This is a genomic window from Primorskyibacter flagellatus (assembly GCF_014638275.1).
Taxonomy (GTDB): Bacteria; Pseudomonadota; Alphaproteobacteria; order Rhodobacterales; family Rhodobacteraceae; genus Pseudooceanicola; species Pseudooceanicola flagellatus_A.
Genome location: NZ_BMFJ01000001.1, coordinates 1,505,803 through 1,517,770 on the forward strand (window position 1 = coordinate 1,505,803; position 11,968 = coordinate 1,517,770).

Here is an 11,968-nt window from a genome sequence, read left to right on the forward strand (position 1 = left end):
CTCAGTTCTCCATCATCTCGATTTCCGGGGTGACCAGCGCCTCGGGCACATAGACCGATCCGATGCCGATCATCTCGCGCACCGTGGCCGTCACGCCGCCGCCGCCCGCCGGACCGGCGAGGTACAGCCCGTCGACCTCTGCCGCGATCATCTGCGCGGTTTCCGCATCCTCGCAGCGCGCGGCAAGGCGCACGCGGACTTCGGGCGCGTCCCCCTGCCGCGAGGGATAGGCGCTGTCGATGCCGATCAGTTCGGCGCGGACCTCCTGCACCGGCAGGCCGAGCCGGGCGAGCCGGCTTTCCAGCACTTCCAGTGCCAGCCGCCCGCGCGCCTGCGCACCGGGTCCAGAGTAACTGATCTGACCCTCGCCGATGAAACTGTCGACGTAGCCGACGGAAGCCTTGAGCAGCCCGGTCCTCTCACGCCCTGTTCCGCCTTCGACCCGCACCTCGTCGGGGGCGGTTTCGGTCAGGGTCACGGCCGAGAAATCGGCGATGACGTCGGGCTGCAGGTAACGCGCGGGGTCGTGCAGTTCGTAAAGCAGCTGTTCGGTGCAGGTCCGCCGGTCCAGCCGCCCGCCGGTGCCGGGCAGCTTGGACAGGGTGAGGTTGCCCTCCGAGTCGATCTCTCCGATCGGGTAGCCGATATTGGCGAGGTCGGGCACATCCTTCACGCCGGGGTCGGCGAAGTAGCCGCCGGTCACCTGGCAGGAACATTCCAGCAGGTGCCCGGCGATGGTGCCGCGACCCAGCTTCGGCCAGTCCTGCATCGACCAGCCGAATTCATGGATCAGCGGGCCGAGGAACATCGCCGGATCCGCCGCCCGCCCGCAGAGCACCACGTCCGCCCCCTGCCCGAGCGCCGTCACGATGGCCCCGGCCCCGGTATAGGCGTTGGCCGACACGACGCGGTTGCCGAGCCGGTCGAGCGGATGGCCCAGTTCCTCGACTTCGGGGTTCAGGTCCTGGACGCGGGCAAGGATATCGTCCCCGGTTACCGCCGCGATCTTCATCCCCTTCAGGCCGAGGTCGCGGGCGATGGCATGGGTTGCCCTGGCAGCGGCGCGGGGGTTGGCGGCGCCCATGTTCGACACGATCCGGGTGCCGTTTCGCGCGCAATGCGGCAGCACCGCCTGCATCCTTCGTTCCAGCCAGGGATCGTAGCCCTTGTCCGGGTCCAGCCGCCGCGCCTTCTGCGCCAGCGCCACGGTGCGTTCGCCGAGGCACTCGAAGACGAGGTAGTCGAGCCTGCCGTCGCGGGCCAGCGCCTCTGCCGGGTCGATACGGTCGCCGGAGAAGCCCGCGCCGCCGCCGATGCGGAGTGTGCGTGTCGTGTCGGTCATGGGCGTGCGCCCTCCATGTTGCGGGTGCGGCGACCCAGGATCAGGCCGCCAGCGATCAGCGCCGCGCCAAGCGGCGGCAGTGCCCAGTAGGGGGCGATGGCGCAGGCGATGGCGAGGATGCAGATCGCCCCGTCCAGCGCCCGGTTGCCGGTCAGCGCCATGCCGGCCAGCAACGCTGGAACCGCCACCACCAGCACCGCACCGGAAATCGCGGCCTCAGCCACCGCGGCGAGCCCGTCCTGCCCGATCAGGCCGGGATAGATCAGGATGAGGAAGGGGACGAGGTAGACCAGCGCGGCCAGCCGCACCGCCTCGAACGCCGCGGTCAGCCAGTTGGTCTGCGCGATCCCGGCGGCGACGAAGACCGCGACGCACACCGGCGGCGTGATGACGGAGAGCGTGGCGAAGTAGAAGACGAACATGTGTGCGGCCAGCGGTTCGATCCCGACGTCGGTCATCGCGGGAGCGAGCACGGCGGCGACCAGCACGTAAGCGGCGGTCGTCGGCAGGCCCATCCCCATGATGAGGCAGACCAGACCGACGATCACCGCGACCAGCACCACGTTGTCCCCCGCCAGCGTGACGATGAGTGAGGACAGCGTGACCCCGACCCCGGTCATGTTGACCATGGAGACCAGCACCTGCGCCCCCGCCAGCAGCACGCCGATGATGACCATGCCGCGCCCTGCATCGCCCAGCCCGTCAAGCAGCTTGCGCCCCATTTCCCGCGGCGTGCGCGGGCCGAAGCCGGTCAGCAGGAAGGCGACGATGAGGCCGACGATGCCGTAGAAGGCCGCCGTGGTGATCGACCGCCCCATGAGGATGCCGCCCATGAGCCCGCCGATGGCCGCAAGCACGGGCAGCGAACGGCGCGGGGCGACGATCTGCGACCAGGGCGGCATCTCTTCGTCCGGGGCGTGGCGCAGGCCGTTGCGGATGGCGATGATGTGGACCGTCACGAAGACGGAGACATAGAAAAGCAGCGCCGGCATGATCGCGGCGACCATGACCGTGAGGTAGCTGATGCCGAGGATCTCGGCCATGACGAAGGCGGCGGCCCCCATGATCGGCGGGGCGATCTGGCCCCCGGTGGAGGCGACGGCCTCTACCGCAGCGGCGAAGGGCGCCGGGTAATTCAGGCGGCGCATCATCGGAATCGTGAAGTTGCCGGTGGTCGCCACATTGGCAACGGCAGAGCCCGATACGATCCCGAAAAGGCCCGAGGCGATGGTGGCGATCTTTGCTGCGCCGCCGGGGCTGCGCCCGCCGAGGCGGGTGGCGAGGTCCATGAAGGCCTGCCCGCCGCCGGTGTGCAGCAGGAGCGAACCGAAGAGCACGAAGGCGGCGATCACGGTGGCGGCGACACCAAGCAGCATGCCCCAGATGCCGAGATCGCCGAGCAGCAGGGTTTCGGTGACGAAGTAGACGTCGAAGCCGCGGTGGCCAAGCGCTCCGGGGATGTACTTCCCCAGAAGCGCATAGGCCAGTCCGGCCCCGACCAGCACCGGGAAGATGCCGCCGACGGCGCGTCGGCCCAGTTCCAGAGTCGACAGGACCAGCCCCGCGGTCAGCGCGATGTCCCATGGGGTCGCCCAGGGCAGGCTGGTCATGATCTCCTCGTACCGCCAGATGACGCTGGCGCAGGCGGCCACCGCCGCCGCGCCGAGCAGGAGATCGATGCCAAGCCCCATCCAGCGCCAGGACGTCCCCGCCCCGAGCGGGTAGAGCGCGTAGCCCAGTACCGTGACCAGGGCGAGGAAGATCGCCCTCTGAATCATGCTCTCGAAGGGTCCGGCACCGGCGGTCCAGAGGACGAAGAGTCCCAGGATGACCGCCAGTACCGCCGCGAACCGTTCCCGCATCATGTGCCCGTCAGCTGGCGTCCGGCTTCAGGCGGTCGGGCACGGTGCGGCCTGACTCCTCGAAGTAGCGCAGGGCGCCGGGGTGCAGGGGAACCGTTGAATAGTCGATTGTCAGCTGCCCGAGGTCCACGCCCTTGACCGAGGCCATGGCTGCACCCTGGATCTTGTCGTCCTCCAGAATGGCCTTGGTGATCTGGTAGGCCAGCTCCTCGTCCATCGTGGCGGGCACGACGACTCCGACGGCAAAGCTCCAGGTATCGCGGGCGGGAACCTCGCCCTCGCCTGCAATTTCCACGACGGAAATGTCGGGCATCTTCTCGCGCAGGGTGGCCTTCTGCTCCTCTGTCAGGGAGAGGACGCGGATCGGGGTGAAAGTCTGGATGTCGAGCGTGGAACTGTCGAGCTTTTCGCCCACGCCGGACTTGATGTAGCCGGCGATGCGGTTGTCCTTGACCAGCCCCACCACGTCGGTGGTCGATCCGCGCACCATTTCAGGTTCGATGCCGAGCGTCCTGAGGACCGCTTCGGCAGTGCTTTCGGTGCCCGACCCCTTGATGCCGGGGTTGAAGCGTTTGCCGTTCAGGTCGGAGAGGGACTCGATCCCGGAATCCTCGCGCACGATGACGTTCTGGATCACGTTGGAATAGACCCAGAGCATGCGCAGGTCATAGGGCTTGCCCTCCTCGCTCTGCGTCCCGGTCAGGGCGTGCTGCGCGAGGTTGGTGGTCAGCAGGCCCATGTCGATCTGGTTGCGCTCCAGCCGGCGCAGATTGTCGAAGGAAGCGCCGGTTTCCACGACGGAGGCCGATGCGCCGTCCACCTGTTCGTTGATGACCTTGGCGACGGCGACGAAATAGCCGTAGTGGCTGGACGACGCGGATGTGGACCCGATCAGCAGGTCCTTGGCCGCGACCGGCGCGGTGCCCAGAGTGGCCGCAAATGCGGCGAGGCCGAGCAGTTTGCCCAGATTCATGATGTTTCCTCCCTTTGGTCGACCGCCTGCGCCGAAAAGCCGGGGCGCGGGGTCTGTCCTGACCGGGTCTCCCGTCCCGGACCGCCGACCGTTGCGGCCGGGGCAGTTGACAGTCTCCGCAGGGGTGATTGATAAGTGAAGTGAAAAGTTTGCAGCGACTATTGCATGAAACGACTCAATCTTGACCTGGCCGACATGCAGGCCTTCCTCTGGCTGGCGGAAAGCGGCAGCTTCCGCATGGCGGCGGAACAGGCCGGTCTGTCCGGTCCGGCGATGAGCCGACTGATCGCACGGATCGAGGACCGCATCGGCGCGCGGCTGTTCGATCGGGACACGCGCAACGTCTCGCTCACCCCGCAGGGCCACAGGTTCCGCGCGCTCGCCGACCGGCTGGTGACCGAGGCGCAGACGGCAATGGCGGATTTCGACGGCTACCTGGACGCGCGCCGCGGTCAGGTAACGATCGCGGGGCTGCCCTCCACCGTGGCGGGGTTGCTGTCACCGGTGGTGTCGCAGTTCGCCGACTCCCGCACCGGCGTGCAGCTGAAGATCTTCGACGCGCTGGCCGAACAGGTGGCGGAGGCGGTGATTTCCGGCAAGGCGGACCTCGGCTTCTGCGCAATGCCGGTTCAGAACGCGGACAGCCTCGAATTCCACACCCTGATCGAGGACGACTTCATGGCGGTCGGGGCCCCCGGCGGCCCGCTCGAGGAAGACCGGGCGTACACCTGGACCGAACTGACGGCGAACGATTTCATCGCGATTTCGCCGGGCACGAGCGTTCGCACGCTGATGGAGGCCGCTCTGACCCAGAACGGCATCAATCTGGTGCCGAGGATCGAGGTCACGCATGTCGCCACCGCGTTGACCCTCGTGATCCGCCGTATGGGCGTGACCGCCCTGCCCTATCTGGCGCTGCACCTGATCGGCAACGTGCCGATGACCGTGCGGCCGCTGGTGGCGCCCAGCCTGACGCGGCGGATCGGGATGATCCGGCTGCGCGACCGCACCCTGTCCCCGGCTGCCACGGCTTTCATGAAGGCGGTCCTGGCCTATGATTTTTCCATGGCATCGCCCTGGCCCGCGCCTTTCACCAGGTCTGGCTGAGCGGCCGTTACCACCAGCGCATCGACCGCGCAGCCCCCGTCGGGCGTGACGCGGAGGGGGTTGAGGTCGACCGAGTGGACGCCGCCGTCCGCCAGCATCGTCGCCACCCCCTGCGCGGCGCGGATCAACGGGGCGGCACCCAGCGGGCGGCGTCCACGGAACCCGCGGAACAGCGGAGCGATGCGCAGTGAGTCGAGCGCCTGCCGCACCGCGTCATCGCTGAATGGCGGAAGGAGAAGTGCGGTGTCCGGCATCGCCTCGACCGCGATGCCGCCGTCGCCGACCATCACCACGGGGCCGAAGACCGGGTCGACGTGACCGCCGACGACGATCTCCCGCTCTGCCGGGACCATGGGGGCGGCAAGCACGCCTTCGAAGGGGTGGCCGAGCGCCTCCATCCGTTCCTTCAGCGTGGCGAGGACCGTCTCCGGATCACGGCCTGCGTCGATGTGGGTGAGGACAAGGCCATGGTCCGACTTATGGGCTACGGCGGCCGAGATCGCCTTGACCACAACCGGCCCGTCCTGCGTTGCGATGAACGCCTTCAGGTCTGCAGCCGTCGTGCAGCGCCGATGCGGAACGACCGGCACGCCATGGCGCGCGGCAATGGCGAGCGAATCCGGTTCGCTGAGCGTTCGCCCCTGCCCGCCACCCGCGTCACGTTCGACGGGTCCGGCCCCGGCGGCATCGGCGGCGGCGATCAGGGCACGGTGACGGGCGACCTGGGACAGGGCGCGGATGGCGGCGTGATCCGTCTCGAACACCGGAACACCCTTGGCGGCGAAGGCAGCGCGGATGCGGGGCTGCGCGGCGGAAAGCACCACGGGCTTGCCAGAGGTCCGGCTTATCGCTGCCGCGCCCGCGGCCATGCCCTCCACATCATATCCCTTGCCCGACACCGGCAGCCCGACCAGCAGCGCGCCGACCCCGGCGTCGTCTGCGGCGATTTTCGCGGCGCGCGGCAGAAGCGTGCTGTCGGACAGGATCGCGCCGGTCAGGTCGATCGGGTTCTCGATCCCTGCAAAGGCCGGAAGAGTGTCGCGCAGCGCGGAGAGGCTGGCGGGAGACAGATCGGCCACCGGGTGCCCGGCAAGGTCGGCGGCGTCCACCGCCAGCACCCCGCTCGCCCCGCTTGAGGAGATGACGCACAACCCGCCCTCCGTCCCTCCCGTCCCGGCCAGGTAGAGGTCGGCCGCGTGTACCAGCTCCGCCATGCTGTCCGCCCGCCAGATGCCGTGTTTCGCAAAGAAGGCGTCCACCACCCGATCCGGCGTGGCAATCGCCCCGGTGTGGGAGGCGGCGGCGCGGCGTCCCCGTTCCGACCGGCCCGCCTTGAGCGCGACCACCGGCACCCCGCGCGCCCGTGCCAGCGCCGCCGCGCGCGCCAGCATGGCCGGGTCCCCAAGGCTTTCCAGGTAGAGCAGCAGCAGCCTCACCTCCGGATCGTCCAGCACCGCGCAGGCCAGTTCCGACACCGTCACGTCGCAGTCGTTGCCGGTCGCGTGGACATGGCGCACGCCGATTCCCCGGCCCCTCAGCAGGCCATAGGGCACCCCGCTCATCGCGCCGCTCTGCGAGATGATGGCGACGGGGCCGTCCTGCGGGTCGGCCTCGGAGAACATGGTGGAAAAGGACAGGATCGCTCCGGTGCCGAAATTCGCGAGGCCCTGGCTGTTCGGCCCGATCAGGCGCATGTTGCCGGCACGCGCGATGTCGCGCAGCCGGACTTCCGCGGCCTTGCCCTCGGGCCCCGTCTCGCCGAAGCCCGAGGCGATGATGACGGCGGCACCAACTCCCATTTCCGCGCTCTGCGTCACCGCGTCGATGGCCGCCTGTCCGGGAACCGCGACGACCACCGCGTCGGGAACACCGGGCAGCGCGTCCAGCGCTGGAAAGGCGGGCAGACCCTGCACCCGGTCGCGCCCCGGATTGATCGGCCAGAGCGCCCCGGCATAGCCCTGCCGCTTCATGTAGTAGATCGGCCTTCCGCCGATCTTGTCGGTGTTGTCCGAAGCGCCGACAATCGCGACGCTCCGGGGGGACAGGACCGAAGTCAGTGTCATTGCGGGGCCTCCTCGCTCTCCTCCGGCGGCTAGGGTGCGCAGCCGCGATCAGGAACTGAAGTGCAAAATTTTCAGGAAATGGTGCGCCAGACGCATCAGTTGAATGGGCCTCCCGACGACTTCGCCCGATAAGCAGCGGAGTCTCACCTGACGATACTTTTGAACCCGGCCCGTCCCTCCGACGGTTGACAGTGCGGGTCAGGGCGGCAGACATCTCCGCCATGGTGACCCAAGCCGATGCCGAAAACGAAGACCGCAGCGGAGCCTCCAGCATACGCCGGACCGTGATCCTGCTGCGGGCCGTCGCACAGGGTGGCGACCGGGGCCGGAGGCTGTCGGACCTGGCGCGCGAGACCGGGCTTCACAAGGCCACCGCCTCGCGCATCCTCGGCCATCTGGTCGAGGAGCAGGCGGTCGTGCGCGGCGCGGACAAGCACTTTGCCCTGTCTCGCGACATGCAACACGCCATGGGACTGCCGCATTCAATTTCCCACCTCCGGGCGCAGGCGCGTCCCCTGCTGGCGGACCTGACCGACCAGCTGGAGGATGTGACCCTGCTGTCGGTGCGCAGCGGATATGACTCGCTCTGCATCGACCGGCATGTGGGGCGCTGGCCCTTGCAGGCGCTGTCGCTGGATGTCGGGCGGCGGCGGCCGCTTGGCGTCGGGGCGGGCAGTCTCAGCCTTTACTCATGGCTCGACGATGCGGAGCGCGCGCAGATCCGCAGCGCAATCGCGGAGGAAATGTCGGCCTTCCCCAAGGCCGGGCCGGAACGGATCGAGGAGCTTGCCGCGCAGTCCCGCGCGCAGGGCTTCACCTACCTGCCGGATTTCGTCGTGCCCGGCATGACCGGGATCGGCGCACCGGTGCGCGACCGCAACGGCGCGGTGATCGCGGCGATCAGCATCGCGGCGGTCGGCGACCGTCTGAAGGGAGAGCGGGGCGGCAAGGCCACGGCCCTGCTGCTGGAGACACGGGACAGGCTGGAAGCGCGGCTGAAAGGCACGCCGCTGGCGGCAACGGGAGAGGAGAGCACATGACGCGGACGGGGACGGCGGCACGGATCAGCGGCATCGGGGGCACGGCCTTCGGGCGGCACGAAGGGGCGGACACGCTGGCGCTGATGGCGCGGGCCGCGAACGCCGCGATCGCCGATGCGGGCGTGGCGCGGGGCGAGGTGGACGGCATCCTCGTCGGCTATTCCACCGCGATGCCGCACCTGATGCTGGCGTCGGTCCTGGCCGAACACCTCGGCATACAGCCGGGCTACGCCCATGCTGTCCAGATGGGCGGGGCAACGGGCTGCGGCATGGTGATGCTGGCACGGCTGCTGGTCGCCTCGGGCCAGTGCAACGCGGTGCTTGTTGTCGGCGGAGAGAACCGGCTGACCGGGCAGCGGTCGCGCGACGACGTGATCCAGACGCTCGCCCAGGTCGGCCACCCGGTCTACGAGGTGCCCTACGGCACGACGATCCCCGGCTACTACGCCCTGCTCGCGTCGCAATACATGCACCGCTACGGACTGACAGAGGCCGATCTGGCAGAGATGGCCGTCCTGATGCGCGACCACGCGGCGGCGCATCCGGACGCGCAGTTCCGCGATCCGATCACGGTGGACGACGTGATGGCGTCGCGTCCGATTGCCGAACCGCTCAAGCTGCTGGACTGCTGCCCGATCTCGGACGGATCACAGGCGGTGCTGGTGACGCGGCCGGGGCTGGGCCGGACCGGGCCGGTGATTGCGGGAACGGGTCAGGCGCATATGGCGCAACACCTGTCGATGATGACCGATATCGACGACATGGGCGCGGCACGCTCGGCGCAACAGGCCTTCGGCGAGGCCGGTCTCACGGTGCGAGACGTCGGGGTGCTTGGCGTCTACGACAGCTTCACCATCACCGTGACCATGCTGCTCGAGGAAATCGGGTTCTCGGCCCGCGGCGCCGCGCCGGCAGAGGCAAAGGCGGGGCGGTACGGAACCGGGGGGCTCGCGCTCAATACCCATGGGGGACTGTTGTCCTATGGGCACCCGGGCGTTGCGGGCGGCATGGCGCATCTGGCGGAGGTCGTGGCCCAGATGCGCGGCGAGGCCGGGGCGCGACAGAAGGCAGAGGTGCCGGAGGTCGGCTTCGTGCATGGCGACGGCGGTGTGCTGTCGGCCCATGTGAGCCTTGTCCTGACGGCGGAGGAATGACCATGCATTACCAGCACTGCACCGCCTGCGGGCAGATCCAGTATTTCGACCGGCCCTTCTGCGCCGCCTGCGGTAGCAGCGACGTGGCGCAGCGCGATGCCCGCGGCACCGGCGCGGTGGCGGCGGCGACCATGCTGCACCGGGCCCCGTCGAAGGAGATGGCGCATCTCGTTCCATACGAAATCCTGCTGGTCGACATGGACGAGGGGTTCCGCGCCATGGCGCGCGGCCCCGGCGGATCTGTCATCGGGCAGCGGGTCCGGCTGACCCGCGCGGAGGACGGCCTGTTGCACGCAACGGCGGAGGGCACGGCATGAACCCCCTGCTCAACCCGAAAAGCGTCGCGATCCTCGGGGCCTCCGACAATCCCGACAAGATCGGCGGGCGTCCGATCCGGTTCATGCGGGAATTCGGCTTTGCCGGCACGATCTACCCGGTCAATCCGGGCCGCGACATGGTGCAGGGGTTGAAGAGCTATCCCTCCCTCGCCGATCTGCCCGAAGCGCCGGAGGCGGTGATCGTCGCCGTCGCGGGGGATGCGGTGGAACCGGCCGTGGCAGAATGCGCGCGCATCGGCGTGAAACTTGCGGTCATCATGGCCAGCGGATTTGGCGAGACGGGGCCCGAGGGCAAGGCGACGGAGGCGCGGATGCGCGCCACGGCGCATGCGGCGGGCATGCGGCTGATCGGGCCCAACAGCCAGGGGGTCGCGAATTTCGGCTCCGGCGCGATCCTGTCGTTTTCGACCATGTTCGTGGAGACGCCGCCGATGGACGGCCCCGTCGCGTCAATCAGCCAGAGCGGGGGGATGAGCGTCGTCCCCTACGGGCTGCTGCGCGACAAGGGGATCGGGCTGCGCTATGTGAACGCGACCGGGAACGACTGCGACATCTCGGCGGCGGAGATGGTGTCGATGGTGCTGGACGACCCGGAGATCCGGCTGATCCTGCTCTACATCGAAAACCTCGCGGACCCCGAGGCAATGGCGCAGGCAGCGATCAAGGCACGGAACCGGGGCGTGCCGATCGTGGCGCTGAAACCGGGGGAGTCCGAAACCGGCAAGCGCGCGGCGGAGAGCCATACCGGGGCTATCGCGACCTCTCACCGGGTGGTGGAGGCGTTCTTCCGCAAATACGGCATCTGGCGCGCGCGGGGCACGCGGGATCTGGTGCATGCGGCGGAGATGTACCTGCACGGCTGGCAGCCGAGTGGCGAGAACCTCGCCGTGATCTCCAACTCCGGCGCGGTCTGCGTGCTGGCCTCGGATGCGGCAGAGCGGGAAGGGCTTAAGGTCCCTGCCCTGACGACCGAGACAGAGGCGAAGCTGACCGCGATCCTTCCGGCCTTCGCTTCTCCGCGAAACCCGGTGGACATCACGGCGGCGCTGCTTTCCAACAGCGGGCTTTTCGGTGAGGCGCTGCCGGTCGCCGGGTCCGATCCGAACGTGGACATGTTCCTCGTCGGGCTGCCGGTGACGGGCCAGGGCTATGACTATCCCCGTTTCGCGCGCGATACGGGGGCCTTCCTGAAAGCAAGCGGCAAGCCGACCGCCGTGGCGAACATCCAGCCCCATGTGCGCGCGGTGTTCCGGGCCGAAGGCGTGCCGGCCTTCGACAGCGAGGATGATGCGGTCGCCGCCATGGCGCAGTTTGCCCACCATCACCGCCTGATGCGGGAGGCCGCGCCTGCGCCCTTCGACCGTACCATGCGGCCCGCCGGGGGAAAGCGGGAGGTGCGGGACGAATTCGCCTCTCTCTCCCTGCTCGACGCAGCGGGGATCGCGACACCGCGCCGGGTGCTGTGCGGCACGGCGGAGGAAGCGATCGCGCTGCTGGCCGATGTGCCTGCGGGTATCGTGCTCAAGGCCTGTTCTGGGGCGATCCCGCACAAGTCCGACCACGGGCTTGTCCGGGTCGGGTTGCGGGATGCCGATGCCGTCCGCGCCGCATGGGCCGGAATCCGCGCCGCGCTGGAGCGGATCGGCCACCCGGAGGCGGGCATGCTGGCGGCAGAGATGATCCCGGCCCGGCATGAAATGATCGTCGGCGGCCATCACGACCCGCATTTCGGACCCGTGGTGGTGATCGGCGACGGCGGCATCGCGGTTGAGGCGATGCCGGACAACCAGCTGCTCCTCCCGCCGTTTTCGGACGCTGAGGTGCACCGCGCGCTCGACCGGCTGCGCATCGCGCCGCTGTTCCGGGGCTTCCGGGGCCAGGGTGCACTGGATGCCGATGCGGTGGCGCGGGCGGCGCAGGGTGTTGCGCGGTTGCTGCGGGAGGATCCCGCCGTCGCGTCCGTCGAGGTCAATCCGCTGATGGTGGCCGAACGCGGGGCCTGGGCGGTGGATGCGCTGGTCGAGGTCGTCGCGGAGGAAGAGGTCGGCCTTACCGCCTGAACCGGAACAGAGGGGGGAGCAGGATGATA

At 69.0% G+C, this 11,968-nt stretch carries 9 protein-coding genes; 5 read left to right on the forward strand and 4 right to left on the reverse strand.

The window, feature by feature from the left end; all coding sequences use genetic code 11:
* Position 1: 1 nt before the first annotated feature.
* The 3 genes from IEV87_RS07435 to IEV87_RS07445 are packed head-to-tail and all read right to left on the reverse strand — an operon-like array spanning position 2 to position 4,177.
* Entirely contained in the window at positions 2-1,342 is a 1,341-nt protein-coding gene (locus IEV87_RS07435; RefSeq protein ID WP_188477015.1) for an acyclic terpene utilization AtuA family protein, read from the reverse strand.
* Positions 1,339-3,207: a TRAP transporter permease gene (locus IEV87_RS07440; protein ID WP_229737466.1), complete on the reverse strand. Its 1,869-nt coding sequence runs from the start codon at positions 3,205-3,207 to the stop codon at positions 1,339-1,341. The genes IEV87_RS07435 and IEV87_RS07440 overlap by 4 nt, the downstream gene beginning before the upstream one ends.
* Before the next feature lie 7 nt (positions 3,208-3,214).
* A complete protein-coding gene (locus IEV87_RS07445; protein ID WP_188477016.1) occupies positions 3,215-4,177 on the reverse strand; it encodes a TAXI family TRAP transporter solute-binding subunit in 963 nt (320 codons plus the stop codon).
* 165 nt (positions 4,178-4,342) lie between these two features.
* Here IEV87_RS07445 and IEV87_RS07450 point away from each other — a divergent pair, with 165 nt between their 5' ends.
* A complete protein-coding gene (locus tag IEV87_RS07450; RefSeq protein ID WP_188477017.1) occupies positions 4,343-5,284 on the forward strand; it encodes a LysR family transcriptional regulator in 942 nt (313 codons plus the stop codon).
* Here IEV87_RS07450 and IEV87_RS07455 read toward each other — a convergent pair.
* The gene (locus IEV87_RS07455; protein ID WP_188477018.1) at positions 5,230-7,347 is read right to left on the reverse strand and encodes an acetate--CoA ligase family protein; all 2,118 of its coding nucleotides are present in this window, start codon (positions 7,345-7,347) and stop codon (positions 5,230-5,232) included. The two genes, IEV87_RS07450 and IEV87_RS07455, sit on opposite strands and share 55 nt — an antisense overlap.
* Before the next feature lie 221 nt (positions 7,348-7,568).
* On the opposite strand from IEV87_RS07455, the gene IEV87_RS07460 reads away from it, so the two are divergent.
* From IEV87_RS07460 to IEV87_RS07475, 4 genes are read left to right on the forward strand one after another with little or no spacing between them, the layout of a single operon-like run.
* Positions 7,569-8,387: an IclR family transcriptional regulator gene (locus tag IEV87_RS07460; protein WP_188477019.1), complete on the forward strand. Its 819-nt coding sequence runs from the start codon at positions 7,569-7,571 to the stop codon at positions 8,385-8,387.
* Positions 8,384-9,541, forward strand: a complete 1,158-nt coding sequence (locus IEV87_RS07465) for a thiolase family protein (RefSeq protein ID WP_188477020.1) — start codon at positions 8,384-8,386, stop codon at positions 9,539-9,541. Before IEV87_RS07460 ends, IEV87_RS07465 begins: the two co-directional genes overlap by 4 nt.
* Positions 9,538-9,858: a Zn-ribbon domain-containing OB-fold protein gene (locus tag IEV87_RS07470; protein WP_188477021.1), complete on the forward strand. Its 321-nt coding sequence runs from the start codon at positions 9,538-9,540 to the stop codon at positions 9,856-9,858. The genes IEV87_RS07465 and IEV87_RS07470 overlap by 4 nt, the downstream gene beginning before the upstream one ends.
* Complete coding sequence (locus IEV87_RS07475; RefSeq protein ID WP_188477022.1) at positions 9,855-11,939, forward strand: acetate--CoA ligase family protein; 2,085 nt, start codon at positions 9,855-9,857, stop codon at positions 11,937-11,939. The genes IEV87_RS07470 and IEV87_RS07475 overlap by 4 nt, the downstream gene beginning before the upstream one ends.
* Positions 11,940-11,968 lie beyond the last annotated feature (29 nt).